Annotated in this window: 17 protein-coding genes; 8 read left to right on the forward strand and 9 right to left on the reverse strand. The window is 75.2% G+C overall.

Going from position 1 to position 22643, the window contains the following annotated elements; genetic code table 11:
• Positions 1–6: 6 nt before the first annotated feature.
• On the forward strand, positions 7–2652 hold the full coding sequence (gene lanKC / locus ACH4K1_RS27420) for a class III lanthionine synthetase LanKC (protein WP_398092249.1): 2646 nt from the start codon (positions 7–9) through the stop codon (positions 2650–2652).
• Here lanKC and ACH4K1_RS27425 read toward each other — a convergent pair.
• The 4 genes from ACH4K1_RS27425 to ACH4K1_RS27440 form a co-directional block, all read right to left on the reverse strand.
• On the reverse strand, positions 2639–4585 hold the full coding sequence (locus ACH4K1_RS27425) for a BTAD domain-containing putative transcriptional regulator (protein WP_398092250.1): 1947 nt from the start codon (positions 4583–4585) through the stop codon (positions 2639–2641). The two genes, lanKC and ACH4K1_RS27425, sit on opposite strands and share 14 nt — an antisense overlap.
• A 336-nt stretch (positions 4586–4921) precedes the next feature.
• Positions 4922–7843 carry an AAA family ATPase gene (locus ACH4K1_RS27430; RefSeq protein WP_398092251.1) on the reverse strand — a complete coding sequence of 974 codons (2922 nt, stop codon included), beginning with the start codon at positions 7841–7843 and terminating at the stop codon, positions 4922–4924.
• 79 nt (positions 7844–7922) lie between these two features.
• Positions 7923–8120 (reverse strand): hypothetical protein, encoded by a 198-nt coding sequence (locus ACH4K1_RS27435; protein ID WP_398092252.1) that lies wholly within the window; start codon positions 8118–8120, stop codon positions 7923–7925.
• Between the two features lie 119 nt (positions 8121–8239).
• Complete coding sequence (locus tag ACH4K1_RS27440; RefSeq protein ID WP_398092253.1) at positions 8240–11434, reverse strand: type 2 lanthipeptide synthetase LanM family protein; 3195 nt, start codon at positions 11432–11434, stop codon at positions 8240–8242.
• Between the two features lie 416 nt (positions 11435–11850).
• On the opposite strand from ACH4K1_RS27440, the gene ACH4K1_RS27445 reads away from it, so the two are divergent.
• Positions 11851–12366 carry a DUF6232 family protein gene (locus tag ACH4K1_RS27445; protein ID WP_398092254.1) on the forward strand — a complete coding sequence of 172 codons (516 nt, stop codon included), beginning with the start codon at positions 11851–11853 and terminating at the stop codon, positions 12364–12366.
• The gene (locus tag ACH4K1_RS27450) at positions 12363–12707 is read left to right on the forward strand and encodes a hypothetical protein (RefSeq protein WP_398092255.1); all 345 of its coding nucleotides are present in this window, start codon (positions 12363–12365) and stop codon (positions 12705–12707) included. The genes ACH4K1_RS27445 and ACH4K1_RS27450 overlap by 4 nt, the downstream gene beginning before the upstream one ends.
• A gap of 58 nt (positions 12708–12765) precedes the next feature.
• Here ACH4K1_RS27450 and ACH4K1_RS27455 read toward each other — a convergent pair whose 3' ends face one another.
• Both ACH4K1_RS27455 and ACH4K1_RS27460 read right to left on the reverse strand, forming a co-directional pair.
• Entirely contained in the window at positions 12766–13767 is a 1002-nt protein-coding gene (locus ACH4K1_RS27455) for a hypothetical protein (RefSeq protein ID WP_398092256.1), read from the reverse strand.
• A gap of 356 nt (positions 13768–14123) precedes the next feature.
• Positions 14124–15245 (reverse strand): LacI family DNA-binding transcriptional regulator, encoded by a 1122-nt coding sequence (locus ACH4K1_RS27460; protein WP_398092257.1) that lies wholly within the window; start codon positions 15243–15245, stop codon positions 14124–14126.
• Between the two features lie 110 nt (positions 15246–15355).
• On the opposite strand from ACH4K1_RS27460, the gene ACH4K1_RS27465 reads away from it, so the two are divergent.
• The 3 genes from ACH4K1_RS27465 to ACH4K1_RS27475 are packed head-to-tail and all read left to right on the forward strand — an operon-like array spanning position 15356 to position 18538.
• Positions 15356–16507 carry a Gfo/Idh/MocA family protein gene (locus ACH4K1_RS27465; protein ID WP_398092258.1) on the forward strand — a complete coding sequence of 384 codons (1152 nt, stop codon included), beginning with the start codon at positions 15356–15358 and terminating at the stop codon, positions 16505–16507.
• Between the two features lie 43 nt (positions 16508–16550).
• Positions 16551–17708 (forward strand): dihydrodipicolinate synthase family protein, encoded by a 1158-nt coding sequence (locus ACH4K1_RS27470; protein ID WP_398092259.1) that lies wholly within the window; start codon positions 16551–16553, stop codon positions 17706–17708.
• Positions 17705–18538: a sugar phosphate isomerase/epimerase family protein gene (locus ACH4K1_RS27475; RefSeq protein WP_398092260.1), complete on the forward strand. Its 834-nt coding sequence runs from the start codon at positions 17705–17707 to the stop codon at positions 18536–18538. The genes ACH4K1_RS27470 and ACH4K1_RS27475 overlap by 4 nt, the downstream gene beginning before the upstream one ends.
• Before the next feature lie 395 nt (positions 18539–18933).
• Here ACH4K1_RS27475 and ACH4K1_RS27480 read toward each other — a convergent pair whose 3' ends face one another.
• On the reverse strand, positions 18934–19353 hold the full coding sequence (locus ACH4K1_RS27480; protein WP_398092261.1) for an RNHCP domain-containing protein: 420 nt from the start codon (positions 19351–19353) through the stop codon (positions 18934–18936).
• A 76-nt stretch (positions 19354–19429) separates the two neighbouring features.
• Entirely contained in the window at positions 19430–19822 is a 393-nt protein-coding gene (locus tag ACH4K1_RS27485) for an RNHCP domain-containing protein (protein WP_398092262.1), read from the reverse strand.
• A gap of 562 nt (positions 19823–20384) precedes the next feature.
• Between ACH4K1_RS27485 and ACH4K1_RS27490 the strand changes: the two genes are divergently transcribed.
• On the forward strand, positions 20385–20651 hold the full coding sequence (locus ACH4K1_RS27490) for a hypothetical protein (RefSeq protein ID WP_228991288.1): 267 nt from the start codon (positions 20385–20387) through the stop codon (positions 20649–20651).
• Positions 20652–20708: 57 nt separating this feature from the next.
• On the opposite strand, the gene ACH4K1_RS27495 is transcribed toward ACH4K1_RS27490, so the two are convergent.
• The gene (locus ACH4K1_RS27495; RefSeq protein ID WP_398092263.1) at positions 20709–21416 is read right to left on the reverse strand and encodes a bleomycin resistance protein; all 708 of its coding nucleotides are present in this window, start codon (positions 21414–21416) and stop codon (positions 20709–20711) included.
• A 248-nt stretch (positions 21417–21664) separates the two neighbouring features.
• On the opposite strand from ACH4K1_RS27495, the gene ACH4K1_RS27500 reads away from it, so the two are divergent.
• The gene (locus ACH4K1_RS27500) at positions 21665–22549 is read left to right on the forward strand and encodes a lysozyme (protein ID WP_398092264.1); all 885 of its coding nucleotides are present in this window, start codon (positions 21665–21667) and stop codon (positions 22547–22549) included.
• Positions 22550–22643 lie beyond the last annotated feature (94 nt).

A 22643-nucleotide genomic window follows, 5' to 3' on the forward strand; every position in this document is an offset into this window, starting at 1 on the left:
AACGCCGTGCCCGGTATCCAGGAGACCCAGCTCTACTGCCTCGCCGACCGCCGGTACTACGACACCCCGGCCCGCCTTCCCGACCAGGAAACCCGCTACCCCCTCGACACGGCCGAACCGCCCGCCGGATGGCGGCGCGTGGCCGGGGGGCTGTGGACGTCCCTGCTGCCCGAGGACGGCGAACCGGCCGAACAGGGGTGGAAGATCCACGTCTCCACCGTCCCCGGTGAGGCGGCGGCCACCCTCCGCGACACCGCGCGGATCTGCCTCCGGCAGCGGGTGCCGTTCAAGTTCCTCCGCAGCGAGCAGGCGCTCCTGCTGATGTCGGGGAAGTACATGTCCCGGGGCAGCGCGGGGAAGTTCCTCACCCTCTACCCGCCGGACGAGGCGGCCCTGGCCCGCCTGCTCGACGAGCTGACCGGGGTCCTGGCCGGCCGCCGGGGACCGTACATCCTGAGCGACCTGCGCATCGGCGACGCCCCCGTCTACGTACGGTACGGCTCCTTCGTCGACCGCTGGTGCCGGGACGCCCGGGGCGAGCGCGTGCCCGCCCTGCGCCACCCCTCCGGCGAGCTCGTGCCCGACGAGCGCGGGGTGGTGTTCCGTACGCCCGCCTGGGTGCGGGTGCCCGAGCTGCTGCGGCCCCACCTCGCCGCCCGCGCCGCCGCCCGCGACGACTCCTTCCCGTACACCGTCACCGAGGCCCTCCAGTTCTCCAACGCGGGCGGCATCTACCTCGCCCGGCACCGGGAGACCGGCCACCGGGTGGTGCTGCGCGAGGCCCGCCCGCACTGCGGACTCGACGCCGTGGGCGACGACGCCGTGACCCGGCTGGAGCGCGAGCACCGGGCGCTGACGGCGCTCGCCGGGCTCGACTGCGTACCGGAGGTGTACGGCGTACGGACCGTGTGGGAGCACCGGTTCCTGGCGACCGAGTACGTGGAGGGCGCCACGCTGCTCGAAGAGATCGTGGCCCGCTTCGCCCTGGTGCGCGGAGCCCGTACGGCGGACGAACTCGCCCCGTACGTGCGCTGGGTGGACCACGTCACCGCCCAACTCTCGGAGGCGGTGCGGGAGATCCACGGCCGGGGGATGCGCTTCGGCGACCTGCACCCCTCCAACATCATCCTGCGGCCGGACGGGCGCCTCGCGCTCGTCGACTTCGAGTACGCCGCCGAACTCGACGACGAACGCACCCCGTTGGCGGGAGCGCCCGGTCTCCAGGCGCCGCCCGGCACGCCGGGCGCCGAGGCCGACGCCTACGCCCTGTGGGCGACCTGGCTCACCATGCTGATGCCGCTGACCGAGATGGCCTCCCACGACCGGGCCAAGGCGGTGTCGCTGGAGGCATGGGCCCGGGGGCGCTACGGACTGGCACCCGACGCCGGCCCGGCCCGGCCCGCCCTGCTGCGGACCGCCGGGCGCGCCGCCGACCGGGAGGGCGAGATCGCGGCCCTCCTCGGCGGACCCGCCCCGGACTGGGCCGCACTGCGGACCCGGCTGATCGCGGGCATCCACGCGGGCGCCACACCGGAGCGCCGCGACCGGCTCTTCCCCGGCGACCCGAACGGCTTCGCCACCGGCGGCGGCGACCTGGCGCACGGGGCCGCCGGAGTCCTCTACGCCCTCCACCGCGTCGGGGCGCCTGTCCCGGCGGGGTGGACCGACTGGCTGGCCGCCGCCGCCCGCCGCCGCGACCCCGCCTCCCCGGGTGGCCTGTACGACGGACTGCCCGGCACGGCCGTGACGCTGGCCCTGCTCGGCCGCCCCGACGAGGGGCGCGAACTGTTCGCACGGGCCCTCGAAGCCGGCCGTCCCTCGCCCTCGGCCGACCTGCTGACCGGGCGCGCGGGCACCGCACTGGCCGCTCTCCGCCTGGCCGCGGCCGGGCCCGGGGCGCCGGACCAGGAGCTGGTGGACACCGCCCTGCGCACCGCCTGGCAGCTCGACTGCCTGGTGCGCGGCGAAACCGTGCCGGGCGGATTGGCCGTCCCGCCGTCCGCCGGACTGCTGCGCGGACTCAGCGGCGTCGCCCTGCTCCACCTCGACCTGCACGCGCTGACCGGCGAGGAGTGGTTGTTGCGCGCCGCCCGCACCGCCCTGTACCGGGACTCCGGGCACTGCGTGACGATGGACGACGGCACCGTCCAGGTCAAGGACGGCCGCCGCCACCTCCTCTACCTCGACCAGGGCAGCGGCGGCCTCGCCCTCGTCGCGCGCGCCTACCTGGCCCGGGAGGAGGCGCCCGCACTCGCCGCCCTGCTGCCCGGGGTGCGCAGGGGCTGCGGCAACGAATTCGTGCGCGAGCCGGGCCTTTTCACCGGGCGGGCCGGACTCGTCGCCACCGCACGGCAGTTGGAGGAGGCCGGCCGGCCCGCCGGGCCCGAGGTGCGCGCCTCGGTACGCAATCTGTCCTGGCACCTGGTCGCCGACGGGGACCGCCTCCTGGTCCCGGGCGCCCGACTGCGCCGCTGCTCCGCCGACCTGGCCACGGGGGCGGCGGGGCTGCTCCTGGCCCTGCACTTCCTGGCGGGCGCGGACGGCGGGCCGGGCGGCGGCGGACGCACAGGGGCGGAGGCGGGGGCGGCCGTCGCCCCGGGGGACGACGGCCGCCGGGCGGACGATCTGCTGACGCTGCTCACCCTGGGATGAGGGCCGCCCCCGAAGCCGGACCCCGGCCCGGGCCGGCGCCCGCCACGGGGGCGGCGGCCTCCGCCGCGCCGGCGCGGTCCGCCGCCCCTGATCCCTCCCGGCCCTCCTGCTCCCGGGCGAACAGGCCCAGCAGACGCGGAACTTCGTACAAGGCGGCATGGGCGGTGACCTCACCGGCGGGGGAGGTCACCGCCCCGGCATCGATCAGCGACTCGACGGCCCGGATCGCCGCCCGCTCCCCGCAGCCCAGCGCCGCCGTGGCCCGGTCGAGGGTGAAGCCCCCGTCCGCCACGAGCCCCGCCAGCCGCGCCAGCACCCGCCGGTCGCCCTCCGACAGGTCCTGCCACCCGGACGCGATCCGCCGCCGTACGGAGACGTCCCCGGCGACCAGTTCGTCCAGCGCGCCCGAGGGGTCGTCGAGCCGGTCCGCGTACTCGGCCAGCGGCAGGTGGCGCAGCACCGCCAGCCTCATCCCGCTCACCTCGACCGCCAGCGGCAGCCCCCCGCAGGCCCGCACGATCCGCAGCGCCGCCCCCGGGTCCGTCCGCAGCCGGCCGGCCCCGATCAGCTTCCCCAGCAGCTCCAGCGCCTCCCCGTCCGCCAGCGCGGGCAGCGCGATCCGGTGGACCGGGGCGAGGCCGGGCAGCTGCCCCCGGGCGGTGACCAGGACCGAACACGCCCCGGACCGGGGCAGCAGCCCCCGTACGGACGCCTCGTCGGGGACGTCGTCCAGGACGACCAGCGCACGGCGGCGGGCCTGCCACCTCTGCCAGGCGTCCGCGAGCACGTCACCGGCGGCGGCCCCGGACGGCTGCTCCGTCCCCGGGGCCGGCCCCGCCACCCCGCACAGCCGCCCCAGCTCCGCCAGGACCTCCGCCCGGCTGCGTGCCGTACCGTCCTCCCGGCGCACCCGGACCTGGACCCGGCCGTCCGGGAAGCGGTCGGCCAGCAGGTGCGCCGCCCGGGCCGCCAGCGCCGACTTGCCCGCCCCGGCGGGGCCCGAGACGACCACCACCCGCTCCTCGCCGCCGCCCAGGACGTCCAGCAGGTCGCGCAGTTCGTCGCGGCGGCCCGCGAACGCCCCGGTCCCGGCGGGCAGCGCCACCGGCCCCGCCTGCTCCCGGGCGGCGGCGGGCCGCCGGGGCTCCCGCCCGCGGCCGAGCATCGAGCGGTAGAGCGCCGCCATCGCCGGACTCGGCTCCAGGCCCAACTCCCGCGCCATCAACTGCCGGTAGTCGTCGAACACCGCCAGCGCCTCGGCCTGCCGGCCCGACTGGTGCAGGGAGTTCATCCAGGCGGCCCGCAGCCGCTCCCGCAGCGGATGGCGCTCCACGAGGTCCCGTAACCCGTCCACCGCGACGGCCGCCCGGCCCAGCTCGATCTCGGCCTCCGCCCAGTCCTCGTACACGGTCAGGCAGCGGGCCTCCAGCCGGTCCGCCTCCTCGGCCACCCCGGCCGAGTCCCGCAGATCATTGAGCGGCGGGCCCTCCCACAGGTCGAGGGCCTCCCGCAGCAGCCGGGCCGCCCCCGGCAGATCGCCCCGTTCGGCCGCCGCCCGCCCCGCCCGGGCCAGCGACCCGAAGCGCAGGGTGTCCAACTCGCCCTCCGCGATGCGCAGGAGGTAGCCCCCGCACCCGTGCACCACCCGCTCCCGGCCCCCGTCCCCGGCCGGGCCGAGGAGGGTGCGGGCGGCGCTGACGTACACCTGGAGGTTCTTCCGGGCGGTGCGGGGCGGATCGTCCGGCCATACGACGTCGGTCAACACGTCCACCGGTACGGGGGTGTTGGGGCGGGCCAGCAGCGTGGCGAGGACGAGCCGCTGCTTGCGCGGGCCGAGCGGCAGCTCACGGCCGTCGAGCCGAGCGGTGAGCGGGCCGAGGAGGGAGAAGTGCACCGCACCGGCGGGAGCGGTACGGACGGGAGGTCGGGACATCGGCGGGCCTCCGGAGTGGGGGTCGGGCGGCGGTCTGGGCCGTACGCACGCCCCGATCGTGCGGCGGGGCCCGGCCCCCGCACATCGGGGCGCCACCCGCATTTTCCGCCCGCACACCCGACCGAAACCGCCCGGCGCCCCCATACCGCCGCCCCGGGCCCCGCACCGGCCGCCCGCGCGTGCCCCGCTCCGGCCCCGGCGCCCCGTGCCCGGAGGCGGCCCGCCCCCAACCCGGCCGACGGTCCTCGGGCCCCGCACGCCCCCGCGTCCGGCCCCGCCGCCGCTCAGGCCGGTCCGACCGCACCGCCGCTCAGACCTGTTCGACTCCGCCGCCGCTCAGGCCGGTTCGACCGCGCACTCGGCGGCGAACTCGCACAGCGCCGCCCGGTCCGCCCGCCCCGTCTTGTTCAGCAGGCTGGCCATGTGCTTCTCCACCGTGCGGGGTGAGATGGACAGCCGCCGGGCGATCTGCTGGTTGCCGGGCCGTTCGGGCAGCAGCACGAACACCTCGTACTCGCGCGGCGTCACCCCGCTGGTCCGCAGCGGGGAGGGAATCCGGTCCCAGCCGCCCCGGTGCTGGCCCACGCTCTCCCCGGCCTGCCGCAGCGCGGCCCGGCAGGCGGAGGCGACCGGCTGCACCCCGGCCCCGTAGAAGAACTCCTCGGCCACCCGCAGCCACGCCACCGGCTCGCCCCACCCGTCCGCCCGTGCCGGGTCCGCCGCCAGCCGCAGGCCCAGATGGCGGGCGACCGGGAAGGGCGCGGAGAGCGCGTCGAAGGCCGCCATCAGCCGGGCCGCCCCCGCCGCGTCGCCCTCCCGGCCCAGCAGCACCGCGTCGGCCAGCTCCAGGAACTGCCGGTTCCAGGCGAGACAGCCCCCCGGCGCCGACCGCGCCTCCTCCAGCTCCGCCCGGTCCGCCGTCCCCGCCAGCACCCGCAGCAGCGGGCGCAGCCCGTACCGCCCGCTCAGGTAGTAGTAGCTCGGGTGGTCCGCCTCCCAGGCCAGCACCTCGTCCAGGCTCGCCGCCGCCCGCTCCCGGTCCTCCTCCAAAAGCGCCCCGAACCCCCGGCACAGCCCCGCGCGGAGCGGCACCAGCAGCGACCGCTCGCCCCCGGCCCGCCGGAACGCGGCCAGCGCCCGGTCCATCTCCCGCCGCCGTCCCCGGTGCGCGGCCATCGTCGCCCCGGCCAGCAGCAGGTAGCGGTGGGTGGACAGATCGCCGACCCGGGCGCTCGCCTCCGTCGAACGGTCGAGGATCTCCTGCGCCTCCTCCCACCGCGCGCACATCACCGCGTTCATCGCGAGCAGCCCGTCGACCGTGCGGGTCAGCCGCAGCGCGCCCAGATCGGTGGCCGCCGCCCGCGCGGACAGCAGGCGCGAGGCGTCTCCGGTCCGCATGAAGGCGTTCGCCCCCAACCGCACCAGCGCCTCCACCCGCCAGACCGGCAGGGCGTGTTCGGTGGAGATCGACAGCATGTGCTCCAGCGCGGCGTCGGCGGCGTCGAACCCCTCCTCGCGCCGCAGGAGCGCCAGCAACTGCCAGCCCTGGCAGGCGACCTGGGGCAGCCCTTCGGCCTCGGCGGTCTCCGCGGCCCGCTGGACGGCCCGTCCGGCCTCCGCCGGCCCGCGGTCCGGCCGCCCGTGCCCCGGGAGCAGCGCCAGGTGCCCCTCGACCACGGCGAGCGCCGCCTGCGGGCCGGGCAGGGGGGAGGGGCCGAGCAGGTCGCGGGCCGTCCCCGCCTGGCGTGCGGCGTCGGCGGTGCGCTCGGCCATGACCGCCGCCCAGGCCAGCTCGATATGGATGCGGCCGCGCCGGGCGGCGGCCTCGGAACGCGCCGGAACCGGCGGCAGCGCGTCCGCCAGCGCCAGCGCGCCGTCCAGGTCGCCGCCCTCGGCACGGGCGACCGCCAGCGACTCGGCGACGGCGGCCCGGTCGGTCTCGGCGGCCAGCGGGTGCGCCCGCTCCAGCAGCACCACGGCGGAGCCGTGCGCCCCCGAAGCGAGCATCCGTCTCCCCGCCTCCGCGAACTGGCGGGCCGCCCCCGCCCGGTTGCCGGCCGCCAGTTGCAGGGCGGCGACGAGCTGCCGCCCGTCCTCGTCCAGCGGCTGCCCGGAGTGCTCGATGGCCTCGGCGGCGCGGCGGGCCAGGGAGGCGCGCTCGGCCGGGGCGAGCGAGGAGATCAGGGCCTCGGCGGTGAGCGAGTGCCGGAAGGTGTAGCGGTCGGGGGCCGCGCCGTCGGGGGCGATGACGCCGGCCTCCACCGCCGACCGCAGATGCGTGAACAGGACCCGGTCCTCGAACCCGGTGACGGTCTGGAGCACGGACACCGAGAACTGGCTGCCCAGCGTGGCCGACGCCAGCAAGAGGTCCCGCACCGGTTCGTCCAGCCGCTCCAGCCTGCGGGCCCAGCTGCGCACGATGTCCGAGGGGACCGAACCGCCCTCCTGCTCCACCGCCGTCCACCCCTCGCCGGTCCGCCGGAGCCGGCCGGTGTCGAGCAGGTCCGCGAGCAGCACCTCCAGCAAGTACGGGTTGCCCCCGGCGCGTTCGGCCAGTCTGCGGTGGACCTGCTCGGGGATCTCCTCGGGCCGCGCCTCCAGGCACGCGCCGGTCAGCACCCGCGTCTGCGCGTCCCGCAGCGGCCCCATCTCCCGTACCGTCGCGGCCTGTCGGCGCTCGGCGGAGCGTACGAGGTCCAGGGCGGCGCCCGGTTCGGGACGCAGGGTGCCCAGGAGCAGGATCGGCAGCTCCGCCAGGTTGTCGATGACGTACTCGACGACCGCGATGGTCTCCGTGTCGCAGTCGTGCAGGTCCTCCAGCAGGATCGCGCAGCCCGCCTCCCTGCCCAGGACGGACAGCAGCCGCAGCAGCGCCTCGGCCAGCTCCACGACCGTCTCCGGATAGCCGGGGGCGCCGTCCCGCCGCCACTCCGGGACCAGCCTCGCCAGCGCCGGATGGTACGGCGCCAACTCGGGATCGGTCGGGGTGCCGGCCGCCCGGAACCGGGACGCCAGCGCCTCGGCCAGCGGGCGGAAGGGGACGACGAGGCCGGTGGAGGTGGCCCGGCCGCGCAGCACCGGCATCCCGAACCCGTAGGCCCGGTAGGCGCACTCGCCCGCCAGCCGGGACTTGCCGATTCCCGCGTCCCCGAGGAGGAACAGCGCGCGCCCCGAACGCCGTTGCACGGCGTCCAGGGCGCTGCTCAGGAGTCCGATCTCCTCGTCCCGCCCGACGATGACCGGCGAAGTGGCTCGCATGGCCGCAGGCTACTGGAGCGACAACTCCCACGGCAGCGTGCCAATCCGGCTCAATTGCCGTCGAGTTGGCCGGATTCGTTCACCACGGGGCGGTCATGGTGGTCCAGGGCAGGTCGTGGCTGTACCCGCTCTCGCCCTCCGAAGCGCTGAGGAGTCTGCTGCGCGCACCGAGGCCCCCGGTGGCGCCCAAGGAGATCTGGCCGGCCGGGTGCTCGGGGGAGCCCTCGTGCGCGATGTCGCCGGACGCCTGCAGGGCCGCTTCGCCGAAGTGCTTCATCTCTGCCTCATCTTCTGGTGGTGGGTGGTCGTCGGACGCTGGAGCGTGGTCTGCTTCGGTGGGGTGGCGGCGTGCGGAAACCGCCGTACGCCGGGGCCCCGGTGGGCGGGGGCCGCGGTTCAGGGGGCCCGGGAGGGGCGCAGGAGCAGGGCGGAGCCGATCCGGTCGGGGAACCCGGCCCGCAACAGCCCGTGGCCGACCCCCGAGAGCCCGGTGAGCAGCCCCGGGTGCGGTACGCGACCGGGCGTCCCGCACTGCGGGCCCGCCCGGTCCGCCGAGGCCAGCAGCGCTCCGGCCCGGCGCATCCACGCGGAGCGCCCGGTGGGCGCGGCCCGGTGGCCGAGGAGTTCGAGGAGCCCCGACTCGCCGTGGCACAGGCTGTCGTCGGCGAGCGGGCCGAGGTCCGCCGAGGCGTGGGCGCGGTCCGCCAGCCAGCCGGACAGGGCGGGGTCCTCCAGGGCGTGCGGACTGTCCGCGATCGCCAGCGCGATCCCGGCCGCCCCGTCGCACCAGGCGGGTCCGTGGACCGGTTCGGCGGTCGCCGAGCCGGTCGCCCCGTGCAGGGCCCGGAGCCCGGCCGCCCGGAAGCGGGCCTCGCCGCCGGCCCCGGCGAAACGCAGCAGCGCCCAGCCGATGCCCGCCGCCCCGTCCGCGAAGCCCCCGGTTTCCGCGGGCGGGGCGGCGACGAGCCGGTCGGCGCACCGCACGGCGCCCCGCCACGCCTCCGGGCGGCCGGTCGCACGGTGCACCGCCAGCATCGCGGCCAGCCCGCCCGCCGCACCGCCGCGCACCCCGTACCCGCTCTCCGCCGCGCCCGCCGCACAGCACAGCCGTACGGCGGGGCCGACCAGGTCCAGCACCCCCCGGTCGCCCAGCAGCGTGCCCACCTCGGTCAGCGCGTACGCGATGCCGCCGAGGCCCGCGAAGGCGCCGGTCCCCAGGGGGCCGAGTTCGTCGTCCCGCCCGTGGAGGGCGTCCAGCAGGCCCGGGACCGGGTCCAGCGCCTCACGGGCGGCCTCCGCGTACCGGGACACGCCGGTGAGCGCGGCGAGTTGGGCCAGGAAGAGCGCGGGCCCGGTGTAGCCGGCCGCCAGGTCCGCCGCCATCGGCGTGAGCCGCCAGTAGCGTTCCCCGAGCAGTTCCAGCCCGATCCAGTTGGTGCGGCTCCCGTGCCGGTAGGCGAGGGAGACCAGCTGGTCGCCCACCGACCGTGCGGCGGACAGCAGTTGCTCGGGCTCCGGCGCCCGCTCCGCGCTCCGCTTCCGGCCGCCCGCCCCCGCCCGGTGCGCGGGCTCGGGCGAGGTGCTGACCATGGCGGCCCGGATGATCCGCTCCTGGTCCTGCCGGTCCACGGTGTCCATCGCGCGCACCTTCGCCTCGACCCGCGCGAGCCCGGAGGAGCCGTCGGAGCCGGCGGGGAGCGGAACCGTACGACCGGTGCCGCTCCACAGCTCCGTACCGCCGGGCCGGGTGGCGAACACCGGTACGTCGCCGCACCACAGCTCCGCGATCTCCTCGTCCTCCACGCCGGGCAGGCCGGGCGTGCCCAGGAGAGGGGTGCGCAGCAGCGACAGCACCTGGTGCCGTTCGGCCGCGTCCCGCATCAGGTCGGGGTGGGTCGACTCGTCCAGCAGCGTCGTGTACGTCCAGGTCGGCCGGGGCACGACCCGCACCTCGTCCCGGGCAAACAGGGTCAGCAGCCCCTCCGCGCCGAGGAGTTCTTCGCGGTGCTCGCCGATCGCGGTGTACCCGGCGCTGAAGCCGCCGCAGAGGGCGTCGGTGTACGCGGACGGGTCGGCGGCCACGCCGCCCAGCCGGGGCCGGTTGGCGGACTCCGCGAAACGGCCCGCCCGCCGCACCAGCCGCATCCGGTCGGTCCCGGCGTCGGCCCAGTCGGCGGTCGCGATGGGCGACGAGGCGGCGCCGCCCCCGCCGATGGCCGACATGTCGAGCGCGGTCGTCTCCCCGACCAGCAGCTGCGGCAGCAGCCCCACCCGGTGGACCGAGTCGTGCAGGGCGCGGGCGGCCGGGTCGGGGGAGCGTGCGGACCCGAGAGGCGGGTGGAACAGGGTCTCCACATCGACCAGGACCGGGTGCGGGCCGCAGGCGATCAGGTTCTCGTGGTGCAGGTCCGTACCGTCCAGCGCGTGCAGCAGGGCCAGCAGAGCGCCCTGGCGCCAGTAGAACTGCCGGGTCTCCGCGGCCGAGGCGCAGGGCCGCTCCTCGACGAACTCGGCCCAGCCGTACTCCCCCCGGTCCAGCACGCGCGGCACCCGCAGGTCCGGGGCGCCGTCCAGCGAACCGAACCAGCCGGCCAGGGTGTTGAAGTGCCGGTGCGCCGCGAGCGGTCGCGGCTTGTAGACCAGCCGCCCGCCACCGGCGAACCGCAGCAGCATCACCGTCCGGCCCCCGCGGTGGCTGTCGCCCGCCCCCGCCTCGACGCCGATGAGCGCCCCGGGCCCGGCGTCCGCGCCGAGCGCACCGCCGGGAGAGCCGCCGCGGTCCCCGAACACCCCTGCCGGGCCGAGGAGATGGCGGTCGGCGGCGAGCCGGGCGACCATCTCCGCGAAGGCGTCCCCGGTGTTGAGGCAGGCCGTGGCCAGGAGGCGGGCCAGCACGGGGTAGGCGGTGACGAGCGGACGGAGGCCGTCGCGGCGGGCGGTCAGCCGGACGAAGTCCCGGAAGCGCTCCTCGGGCCCCTCGCCGCTCAACCGCCCCCGCCGCCGCGCCTCGTGCAGCTCGGTGACCAGCGTGCGCGCCGCGATCCGGGAGAGCCGCCGCGTCAACTGCCGCCTGAAGTCGGCGAGTACGAGCGAGGACGCGTCCACCGCGGAGCCGTTCGCGGAAAGTCCGCCCCGGGCGGTCCCCCGGGCGGCGCGCCCGCCGTTCCCGGGGCCGTCCGCAGCCGCTCCGTCCGAGGAAGCTCCGCACGCCGGCGCCCCGGCCGTCACGGGTCCGGCCGTCCCGGAGTCGGCCGCCAGGGGCCCGGAGGCCGTGAATGCGGCCCGGAGCCGGTCCGCCGCCGCCTCGACGAACGGTGCGACGATCGGTCCGAAGCCGCTCAGGCCGGGGTAGGGGCGGTCGGCGACCACCACGTCGCGTGGAGCGGCGGCGACGGCCTCGCGGACGAAGGCCGCCCAGGCGGGCTCGCCGGAGGACCGGCCCCCGACGACGCCGGGCAGCCACCAGGGCGCTCCGGCCCGGTCCTCGAAGGGGGAGAGGGCCGGGAGGGAAGGCCGGGCGGGCGGGGCCGCGGGGGACGGGACGGCGGGACGACGGCTTGTGCCTCTGTCGATCAGGTCCTTCTCCGCCACCGCTCAGCACCTCCCCGTCCCCGGCCGCCCCGGTCGGGCGGCCCGCGTCCATCGTGGCGGGGGAGAGGCTACGGGCGCATGGGGGCGTCACCCCCATCTTTCGCCCCTCTGCCCTTTCGCCCCTCGACCCGGGGCGGCGCCCCGGCCGCCGATGCCGGCCGCCCGCCGGGGGTTGCGAGGAATGGCCGTTTCTCCCCTGCCGTGCGCCGTCGGATTGCTGCTTAATGGGGCTCCCGCGCGTGCGGGGCGAGCGCGAGAGCGTACGGGGGAGCCGTATGACCGCAACGGACAGTTCCGGGCAACAGAGACCCAAGCCGCCGTCCGGCCGACTGGCTGGGCCGCCGGCCTCGCCACCACCACCGCCGACCTCACCCCCACCGAACGCTCCGGCCGGGCATCCGCAGCAGGAGCCGCCGATGCCGAGACCTCCGCGCCCCGGAGGGGTCCTGGAAGTCTCGGTCAACCGCCGGATGCTCTGGATCGGCCCGGCGGCCTTCCCCCTGAACAACCTCACCCGGGTCGAGGCCACCAAGCTCAAGCCGGACCGGGGTGCGACCTTTCTCCGCTCCCTCAAGTGGCTGGCGTTCACCGCGGTCGCCTACGTGGTGGTCATGGCGGCCACCGAGAACGAGGCGGAGGCCGCGGAGAGCGCGAATCCGGTGTTCGTCGTCTTCCTGGTCGGTCTGATCGGCTACTTCGTGAAAGAGCTGGTGGAACCGGCGAAGCCGATCCTGGCGGTCGAGACGGCAGGCGGCTCCCTGGCGGTGGTGACGCTGCCGAGCGTGGAGGAGCTGCGGACGATCGCCGGACAGATCGTCCACGCGATCAATCACCCGGAGGCCGAATTCACCGCGTACGTGAACGAGTTGAACAACTACAACGGCCCCGTCTTCCATCAGAACGGCGCCCAGAACACGGGGATCAGACTGTGAGCGAACCGACGCACCACTCGACCTACAACGGGCCGGTCTTCCACCAGAACGGCGCGCAGAACATCGGTATCAACCACGGTTTCGTCGGCACCGTCCAGGACCCGGAACTCCGTGCCGCCGTAGCAGAGTTGACCGCGCGACTCAACGCGCTCACCAGCCACCTCACTCCGGACCAGGCCCGCACGGTCGAGGAGACCCTGCCCGTGCTCGCCCTGGACCGCGAGGCCATGACCGAACGCTGTCTCACCCTGGCCCGGCTCAGCCAGATCGCGAACAGCCTGGGACCGGTGGCCCAGCCCGTGGCGGACGCACTCGGGCGGGTGCTCGGTCTGCTGGGGTAGGGGCTTCCGTCGAGCTGCCGCCGCCTGCCGGGCGACGGCGGCAGCTCGACGAGAGACCTCAGGGCTGGGCCAGCTTCCGGAAGAGCGCGTCGATCTCCCCCCGGTCGGCGACCAGCGGGAGGGTGTCGAAGGCCAGCTCCCACTCACCGTCCGGGCCGAAGCGCTCCACGATCCCGAACGGGATGTCCTCGCCCTTCGCTCCGGAAACCGTGCCGTGCCACTCCACGTAGGTCGTGGTCCTGCCGAAGGCGGCTTGGCCGGCCTGGAAGCGGACGTCCGCCGTGCCGAAGAACCGCTGGAGGTAGGCCCGCTTGCCGGCTTCCGTCCTCAGCGGAGCGTCCAGCCCCGGCCCCGACAGCCGTGCGTTGCCCATGCGGCCGAGCAGGGCGTCCGTGTCCTCCCCGTTCCACGCCGCGAGGCGGTCCGGTATCTCCGCGGCCCTCAGCCGCCCGGGCGCCGGGCCCCGGGAGGGAGCCGGGCCGAAGTCCGCGATCCCGTCGAACAGCCCCTCGGGCGCCAGCTCCGGGACCGTGTCCCGGAACAGGACGTAGCGGTCGTAGTAGCGGCGGGCCTGGAGCGACTTGCCGTCGTCCCCGAGGACATTGCGCGCGATCTGCGGGTAGGCCACCTTGTGGCCCTTCACCGTGGCCTCGTTCCACTGGCCGAACATCGCGACGGCCCCGTCGGCCACCACGTTCGTGCCCCGGTACCGCAGGTCGGGGACCAGCCTCAGGGAGCCGGTGATCGAGGTGCCGATCACGGTGCGGCCGTGCTGCGGGGCGCTGCCCGCCTCCCAGAGGGTGGCGTCCTCGTCGAAGATGTCGAGGTAGGCCCTCACGCGGGGGTGGTTCAGGTCCCCGACAGCCGGAGGGGTGGCGGTCGGCAGTACGCCGAAGGCGATCTGCCGCCGCATGAACGCGCAGGCGTTCGGGGTGATCCGGCCTTCCAGTAGTTCGACCTGGGCGTGCACGTCCGGGCAACCGCCGTGTGCGGCGGCCTTCTCCCCGCCCGGAAGCGCCGTCGCCGAGGTCGCCACCCCCGTGACGACCGCGAGCACCACGGCTCCCACCACACCCCGCCGACACGCGAACATTCCGTACCTCGTCTCGTTCCGTCCGATGCGGCCCGTCGCCGCTCGTGGGGACAACATGCCTGTCCGGCGGGGCGGGGGTCGATTACCTCCGGGGTAATCGCCGAGGTCAGAGGGGGTGCGCACTCCTCTCCACAGGCAGGCAGACAGGCAGGCAGATGGGCGGGCGGGCGGGTGCGCAGGGCGCAGCGAGCCGTGGCCGGACCCCGGTGGTCGTCCGGGGCCGCCTGGTACGGCGGCGGCGCGCACCAGGAGCGGCGGGCTCGACCGGCGGGACGGTCCGCGCCCCGGGAGCCGCCCGTCCCGAGCGCCGCTCCCGGCCCGGCTCATCCCCTCGGCGCCGCCGTGGACCCCCGGATCATCAGCTCGGCGGCGATGGCGGCGATGCCGCCCGGCGGAGGGTTCTCCTTGCCCATCGCGAGCCGCCCGGCCCGGGCCCCCGCCTCGAAGAGGGGCAGCCGGACCGTCGTGAGGGCGGGCACCGCGTCCACCGAGAACGGCAGGTCGTCGAAGCCCGCGACCGAGATGTCCTGCGGGATGCGCATCCCCTGGTCCCGTACGGCCGCGCACGCGCCCAGCGCCACGGTGTCGTTGGCGGCCACGATCGCCGTCACGTCCGGGGCCCTGCGCAGGAGTTCGAGGGTGGCCTCGTAGCCGGAGCGCCGGTCGTAAGGGCCGTGCACGATGAGCCGGTCGTCGTCACCGGCCCCCGTGCCGCCGTGCCCCTGGCCACCGGCCCCCTCGCCCTTCTCGCCGCCCTCCGCCGGCCCGGCGGCGCGCAGTGCCTCCCGGTGGCCCTCCAGGCGGTGCCGGGTGGTGGTCCGCTCCGGGGGCCCGGCGACGTAGCCGATCCTGCGGTGGCCGAGCGAGAGCAGGTGCTCGGTGAGCCGTCGGCCCCCGCCCCGGTTGTCGAAGACGAGCGCGGCGACGAGCGCGTCCCCCTCGGGCAGCGGGGGCCGCCCGCAGAAGACGATCCGGGTGCCCGCGTCCGCCAGCTTCGCCAGCTTCGCGGCGATCGCCGCCTGGTGCCCCGGGTCCTCGACCGCGCCCCCGGTGAGGACGACGGCGGCGGCGCGCTGGCGCTGGAGGAGGGTGAGATAGGTGAGTTCGCGCTCCGGGGAGCCCCCGGTGTTGCAGATGACGGCCAGCTTCTCGCCGCCCGCCCGCCCCGAACCGTCCCCGGGCCTGCCGATCTGCGTCTGCGCCGCCCCCGCCATGATCCCGAAGAACGGGTCGGCGATGTCGTTGACCAGGATGCCGACCAGGTCCGAGGTGGCCGCCGCGAGGGAGCTGGCGGGCCCGTTGAGCACGTAGTCGAGGTCGTCCACCGCGCGCAGGACCCGCTCCCGCGTCGAGGCCGCCACCGGGTAGTTGCCGTTCAGTACGCGGGAGACGGTGGCGGGCGACACCCGGGCGCGCGCCGCCACATCCGCCAGGGTGACTGTCATCGCTGTCCTCCGTGGAGATGCCGTGCGGCCCCCTCTTGTCCGGCCGCTTGCGGCAGGCTAGCGTCACCCCCGATAGAAAGCGCTTGCTACGGCTGTAGGGAAGGACTTTCGTGACACGCAGGACAGTGCGCATCGCCATGAACGGCGTCACGGGACGCATGGGATACCGGCAGCACCTGGTGCGCTCGATCCTCGCCATCCGCGAACAGGGCGGCCTCGATCTCGGCGGCGGCGAGGTGGTGTGGCCCGAGCCCGTGCTCGTCGGCCGCAGGGCCCACGCCCTGGAGGAGCTGGCCGGGCGCCACGGCCTGACGGAGTGGTCCACCGACCTGGACGCGGTCCTGGCGGACGACACGGTCGAGATCTACTTCGACGCCCAGGTCACGTCGGCCCGGGTGGAGGCGGTCAAGAAGGCGATCGCGGCGGGCAAGCACGTCTACACCGAGAAGCCGACCGCCACGGACCTGGAGGGGGCGCTCGACCTGGCCCGGCTCGCCCGGGACGCCGGCGTCAAGAACGGCGTGGTCCAGGACAAGATCTTCCTGCCGGGCCTGCGCAAGCTCAAGCGCCTCATCGACGGCGGCTTCTTCGGCGAGATCCTGTCCGTGCGCGGGGAGTTCGGCTACTGGGTCTTCGAGGGCGACTGGCAGGAAGCCCAGCGCCCCTCCTGGAACTACCGCGCGGAGGACGGCGGCGGCATCGTCGTGGACATGTTCCCGCACTGGGAGTACGTGCTGCACGAGCTGTTCGGCCCGGTCGCCTCCGTCACCGCCCACGTGCGGACGCACGTTCCGCGGCGCTGGGACGAGCGGGGCGAGCCGTACGAGGCGACCGCCGACGACGCCGCGTACGGCATCTTCCAGCTGGCGAGCGGGGCCGTCGCCCAGATCAACTCCTCCTGGGCGGTACGGGTCAACCGCGACGAGCTGGTCGAGTTCCAGGTCGACGGCGTCCACGGCTCGGCGGTCGCCGGGCTGCGCAACTGCCGTGTCCAGCACCGCTCGGCGACCCCCAAGCCCGTCTGGAACCCGGACCTCCCGGTCACCGAGTCCTTCCGCGACCAGTGGCAGGAGGTCCCGGACAACCAGGAGTTCGACAACGGCTTCAAGGCGCAGTGGGAGCTGTTCCTGCGCCACGTGGTCCTGGACGAGCCGTACACCTGGGACCTGCTGGCCGGCGCCCGGGGCGTCCAACTGGCCGAACTGGGGCTGAAGTCCTCCGCCGAGGGCCGCCGCTTCGACCTCCCGGAGCTGACCCTGTGACGTACTGCCCGAGCGCGTGGCGCCCCGACGGGGAGCCGCTGCCGTGACGACGACCACCCTCCACCTCCCGCAGGGCCCCTACACGCCCCGCACCACCCCGCTCGACCTGGCCCCGGGGGCGTCCGCGCCCACCTCCCGTACCGTCTTCTCGGCCGCACACGTGGTCGCCGACCCTTACGCGGACACCGCCCCGGGCGACCCCGCCGCCGTCGACTGGGAGTCCACACTCGCCTTCCGCCGCCACCTGTGGGCCCACGGGCTGGGCGTCGCGGAGGCCATGGACACCGCCCAGCGCGGCATGGGCCTGGACTGGGCGGGCGCGGCCGAACTGATCCGCCGCTCCGCCGCCGAGGCGAAGGCGGTGGGCGGCCGGATCGCCTGCGGCGTCGGCACCGACCAGCTGCCCGAGGGCGGCGCGGCCACCCTCGCGGAGGTCACCGCCGCGTACGAGGAGCAGTTGGCGCTGGCCGAGGAGCACGGCGTCCAGCCGATCCTCATGGCCTCGCGCGCCCTGGCCCGCGCCGCACAGGGCCCGGAGGACTACCTCGCGACGTACGCCCGTCTCCTGCGCCAGACGTCCGAACCGGTGATCCTGCACTGGCTGGGCCCGATGTTCGACCCGGCCCTGGAGGGCTACTGGGGAAGCGCCGACCTCGACGAGGCCACCGACACCTTCCTCAAGGTGATCGCCGAACACCCGGACAAGGTCGACGGCGTCAAGATCTCCCTTCTGGACGCGGCCCGCGAGATCGACGTCCGCCGCCGCCTGCCGGGCGGGGTGCGCTGCTACACGGGCGACGACTTCCACTACCCCGAGCTGATCGGGGGTGACCAACGCGGCTTCAGCCACGCCCTGCTGGGCATCTTCGACCCGCTGGGCCCGCTGGCCGCCCACGCGGTACGGGTGCTGGACACGGGGGACGCCGAGGGCTTCCGGGCCCTGCTGGACCCCACGGTCGAACTGTCCCGCCACCTCTTCCAGCGCCCCACCCGCTTCTACAAGACGGGCGTGGTGTTCCTGGCCTGGCTCGCCGGGCACCAGGACCACTTCACGATGGTGGGCGGGCTCCAGTCGGCCCGCTCGCTGCCGCACCTGGCGAAGGCGTACGAACTGGCCGACGGACTCGGCCTGTTCCCCGACCCGGAGCTGGCGGCGCACCGCATGCGCGCCCTGCTCGCGGTCCACGGAGGCACCCGATGACCCACGACCTCACGCGCCTGAGCATCAACCAGGAAACCATCAAGCAGTGGTCGTTGGAGGAGCTGGCCGAGGGCTGCGTCAAGGCGGGCGTCGGCCGGGTGGGCCTGTGGCGCGCCCCCGTGCAGGCGTACGGCGTCGAGCGCGCGGCACGGCTCCTGTCGGCCGCCGGGCTCACCGTCACCAGCCTCTGCCGGGGCGGTTTCCTCACCGCTCTCGACCCCGCCGAACGCGCCCGCGCGCTGGACGACAACCGGGCGGCGATCGACGAGGCGGCGGCCCTGTCCACCGACACCCTGGTCCTGGTCTCCGGCGGCCTCCCGCCCGGCAGCCGCGATCTGCACGGGGCCCGCGAGCGGGTGGCCGACGCCCTGGGGGAGCTGGCCCCGTACGCCGCCGAGCGCGGTGTGCGCCTGGCGATCGAACCCCTGCACCCGATGTACGCGTCCGACCGCTGCGTGGTCTCCACCCTCGGCCAGGCGCTGGACCTGGCTGAGCGCTTCCCGGCCGAGCAGGTCGGTGTGGTGGTGGACACCTACCACCTGTGGTGGGACGACCGGGCCCCGGCCGAGATCGCCCGGGCGGGGGCGGGCGGCCGCATCCACTCCTTCCAGTTGGCCGACTGGATCACCCCGCTCCCGGCGGGCGTTCTGCTGGGGCGCGGCCAACTGGGCGATGGATGCGTGGACTTCCGTGCGTTCCGGCGGGCGGTGGAGGCCGCGGGCTTCGACGGCCCGATCGAGGTGGAGATCTTCAACGAGGCGCTGTGGGCCCGCGACGGGGCGGAAGTCCTCGCGGAAGTGGCGGACCGCTATGCGCGACATGCCTGCTGAGAGCCCCGCCCCCACCTGAAGGTAAAGAGATCGCAAAGGGCTGCAACCTTTGGGTACCCCCCCGGGTCACACAGGGCGTCGGGACTTCCGGGGAGGGGTCCGGGGGGAACGGGAAGGCCCGACGGGAGGGGAACGCGAGGGGGGTCCGGCCGCGAGGCCGGGCCCCATTCCGCTGTCCGCCCTGTCCGCCCTGTCCGCCCTGTCCGCCCCGAAGCCGCCGGGCGGCCCTCTGCTCCGCGCTCGCCGCCGCCCGGCGACCGCCGGTGGACCTGGACCTCCGCACCGGACGCCGCCCGGCGGTCGCGGGGAGCCCTGGTACTTCCGTGCCGGCGGTCGCGGGGAGCCCTGGCCCTCCGTGCCGAGGGCCGTCCGGTGGTCGCCGGACGGCCCCCGCGTCACAGCGCGAGCATCGCCCGCGCGGGGACGCCCGCGTCCGCGAGCGGCCGCAGCGCCAGGCGGATGAGCGCCAGCGCGTTGTCGTCGCCCGCGATGCGGTTGGCGCTGAGCCGTCCGCACGCGAGGCAGTGGTGGATGAGCATCCACTCGCCGTCCTGCCGCACGGACAGGCTCAACGCCGCCATCCGCCCCCGGCACCCCGCCGCCCGGTCGCCGGGCACCCGGCCGTCCACGTGCAGACTGACCAGGCAGGACGGGCAGTGGTTGCGGTGGGCGGTGCCCGGGGCCGCGAGCGGCACGTCGAGCCGGCACCCGACGCACCGGAACGCGTCGCCGCGCGCGCCCTCGGGGCCGTGCAGCACGTCCTTGGGCCGCTGCGGACGGCGCTCCGAGGACCGCCGGGGTCTGCGCCGCGTCATCGGGACCTCCCGGCCGGAGTGCGTCCGCCCGTCCCGGTGGCGCCGAGGGGCCCGTTCCCGGTTCCGCCCGCCCGGTTCACAGGTCACCGAAGGCTTCGAGCGGAAACGGCGGCTGGGCCAGCGGGCGTACGGCCATCCGCATCAGGATCAGCTGGTTGTCGTCCCCGCAGACCGGGTTCGAGGTCAGCTCGTCGCACCGGGTGCAGCGGTGGACGACCATCCAGTCGCCGGTCCGCAGCACCGCGATCGAGATCGGGGCCATCCGGCCCTCGCAGTCGGAGCGGCCGCCCTCGACGTGGTCGACGAGGTGCTGGGAGTGCAGGCAGCTGGGGCAGTGGTTGCGCCGGCCGCCGTCGGGCGCGTACGCGGCGACGGTGAGTCCGCAGCGGACGCAGGTGAAGGTGGACAGGGAGGAGATGGGGGACGGGGAGGGCAGGGCTGAGCGGTGCTGGGGGTTGTCGTGTGACACCCGGATACTCCTTGCCGAAGGTGGGGAACGAAGCAGCAGGGAAGTACCGAGCGCCCCTCGCGTCAGCGGTGTGCGTGGAGCGGGGCCGGACGGCTGCGCGATGTCAGCCGGTCGTGAGGTGTCAGCAGTCGGTCGCGTACGGCGGCCGCGGACGGTCAGGCCCGGTCGCCCCGGCGCCACAGGCGCGACGAGGGAGGCTCGGAATCACTGGCCGGGGCATACATCAACTGCTTTCCAGGGCTCACGCCCAGACGTCGCCCGCGGTCGGGCCCGCAGCCGGGAGCGAGCACCGTAACAAGGGCGCCGCGCGACCGGCCACCGAATTACGCGCGGGGCGGCGGGGGCGGACGACGGCCGGGGCGACCGGGACCGGACGGCCTGGACGACCGGCGACGACGGCGGACGGTGACCACGGGGGCCTGGGGGCGCGGCGGACGGTGACCACGGGGGCCGGGGGGGCAGGGCGAACGGCGCCCACGGGGGTCCGAGGGCCCCGGCAGGCGGGTCGCCGGCGGTCCCCGGCCGGGTGAGTGGTCGGCCGCACCCGGGGTACCCGGCGCACATGGCCACCTCGAAGCGTGTAGCTCTCGCACCCCGTGCCGTACGGCAGTTGCGGCGGATCCGGCCGGTCTACCTCGGCGGGATGCTCATCTCCCTGCTGGTTCTCGTCCTCCAGGCGGACCGGGACGCGGGCGGTCGGCAGGCCGAGATCGCGGGGATCTTCCTGCTGGCGTTCACGGCGCTGTTCGTCCTGACGGCCGTGCAACTGCGGCGGCACGAGCGGACCGAGCACTGCAGTACGGCGAAGAAGCTGACGCCGTCGGTCTGAGGCTCCGCGCGGGCAGGCCGCCGGGTCCGGCCCCCGCCCCGGCCCCGGGGCGCCGCCTCAGCCCCGCAGCTCCGCCAGCCGGGCCAGCGCGTCGTTCGCCGCCTCTCGCCCCTCCGCGTCGAGGTCGACCCGTGCCGCCGCTTCCAGCAGCCCTGCCGCCCGCTCCACCTCGCCCATCCGCTGGGCGATGTCCCCGCGCAGGACGAGCAGCCGCAACTTCTGCGCGGGGGTGGGGGACTCGTCCGTGAGCCCCAGCGCCCGGTCGATGATCTTCGCGGCGCCCGGCAGGTCCTGCTTGGAGTCCGCGAAGAGGTCCGCCATGTGCAGCGCGCGGGCGAACGTCTCCTTAGGGGCGGGCCGGTGGCTGTGGTCCTCGCCGACCGGCTGCCCGATCCGGATCGTGTTCCCGGTCGGGTCGGTGATCAGGAATTGCCGCACGCCGTACGTCATGTCCTTGAGCGGCCCGATGCGCGGCAGCCCCCGCGTCGGAACCCGCCCGCGGGCCGCCTTGAGCCCCGCCCGGAACGCCGCGTGCAGACCGTCCACGTCATCGGTGAGGACGTAGCACCCGGAGTGGGAGGAGGCGGGTTCGTAACCCTTCATGCCGTAGAACTGGAGCTCGATCGCGCCCCGTTCGACCACGGCGTACGCGTACGGGCTCTTCTGGAGGTACGTCGTCGCGAAACCCAGGGCGGTGTAGAAGTCGAGGACGGACTCGATCAGAGAGGACCGGCAGGGAAGCATCGGGATCGTCGTCTCGGCCATGTCCCCAGTCTAGTCAAGTTTGAATAATGTGGTCAACGGAAGGGCGGCGGCTGCGGGGAGGTCGGCCTTCAGGAATGAAAATTCTCGCCCTTCCGGGATGTTTTCGCAGGTGGGGGGCGGCGGCACAGGTCTAGACCGAAGGGCCTCTTTACGCCTCTCCCGGTCCGTGCGTTACTCGTGACATGTTCATGGCCATCCGATTATCGGATGGCCATGGCTCTCTCCCATCCACGTGCCCGGAGGTGGCCATGTCCGCGTACCGTTCTCCGTCCCGCCGACTCAAGAGATCCAGGAGGGCCCTGACCGCAGCCGGCGCCCTCGGCGCCGCCGCCGCGCTGGTCCTGACCGGCGCGGGCCCGGCCGCCGCCGCGCCGCCCGCGCCCGACGAGCCGGTCCGGCAGGGCCACGCGTGGATGGGGGCGGGCACCCGTATCGAGCAGGGCCCCGCCTCCGCGACGGCGGGCGGCGTGACGCCGATGGACACCAGCGGCGTCCAGGGCATCGACGTCTCCCACTGGCAGGGGGCGATCAACTGGGGCTCGGTGAAGGCCGCGGGCATCGACTTCGCCTACATGAAGGCCACCGAGGGCACCGGCTTCAAGGACAGCCGCTTCAGCGCGAACTACACCGGCTCCTACAACGCCGGCCTGATCCGGGGCGCGTACCACTTCGCCCGCCCCGACATCTCCAACGGCGCGACGCAGGCAGGCTACTTCGCGAGCAACGGCGGCGGCTGGTCCAGGGACGGCAAGACCCTCCCCGGTGTGCTGGACATCGAGCACAACCCGTACGGAGCCATGTGCTACGGCCTCTCCACGACGCAGATGCGCACCTGGATCAACGACTTCTACAACACGTACAAGGCCCGCACCACGCGGGACGTCGTCATCTACACGACGGCCTCCTGGTGGAACACCTGCACCGGCAACTGGACCGGTATGTCCACCAAATCCCCGCTCTGGGTGGCGCATTGGGGCACCGCCAGCCCGAACATCCCCAGCGGCTTCCCCACCTGGACGATCTGGCAGTACACGGCCACCGGGCGGGTCTCCGGGGTCTCCGGCGACGTGGACCGCAACAAGTTCAACGGCAGCATGACCCGGCTCCAGGCCCTCGCCAACAACACCGCCTAGCGGCTCACCTCCGCACGGCGGCCGGGTGAGCCGGCCCGCCCCCGGCTCACCCGGCCGCACCGTCCCCATCGAGCGCCCCCCGCCACGCCCCCGC

The sequence above is a fragment of the Streptomyces sp. NPDC017448 genome, assembly GCF_044330565.1.
Classification (GTDB): domain Bacteria; phylum Actinomycetota; class Actinomycetes; order Streptomycetales; family Streptomycetaceae; genus Streptomyces.

Bases quoted from the DNA above. Each gene is read 5' to 3' on its own strand.
- ACH4K1_RS27475 (WP_398092260.1), top strand. From the start codon at position 17,705: ATGACCCACGACCTCACGCGCCTGAGCATCAACCAGGAAACCATCAAG.
- ACH4K1_RS27490 (WP_228991288.1), top strand. From the start codon at position 20,385: ATGGCCACCTCGAAGCGTGTAGCTCTCGCACCCCGTGCCGTACGGCAG.
- ACH4K1_RS27500 (WP_398092264.1), top strand. From the start codon at position 21,665: ATGTCCGCGTACCGTTCTCCGTCCCGCCGACTCAAGAGATCCAGGAGG.
- ACH4K1_RS27425 (WP_398092250.1), bottom strand. From the start codon at position 4,585: ATGTCCCGACCTCCCGTCCGTACCGCTCCCGCCGGTGCGGTGCACTTC.
- ACH4K1_RS27495 (WP_398092263.1), bottom strand. From the start codon at position 21,416: ATGGCCGAGACGACGATCCCGATGCTTCCCTGCCGGTCCTCTCTGATC.
- ACH4K1_RS27445 (WP_398092254.1), top strand. From the start codon at position 11,851: ATGCCGAGACCTCCGCGCCCCGGAGGGGTCCTGGAAGTCTCGGTCAAC.
- ACH4K1_RS27460 (WP_398092257.1), bottom strand. From the start codon at position 15,245: ATGACAGTCACCCTGGCGGATGTGGCGGCGCGCGCCCGGGTGTCGCCC.
- ACH4K1_RS27435 (WP_398092252.1), bottom strand. From the start codon at position 8,120: ATGAAGCACTTCGGCGAAGCGGCCCTGCAGGCGTCCGGCGACATCGCG.
- ACH4K1_RS27480 (WP_398092261.1), bottom strand. From the start codon at position 19,353: ATGACGCGGCGCAGACCCCGGCGGTCCTCGGAGCGCCGTCCGCAGCGG.
- ACH4K1_RS27430 (WP_398092251.1), bottom strand. From the start codon at position 7,843: ATGCGAGCCACTTCGCCGGTCATCGTCGGGCGGGACGAGGAGATCGGA.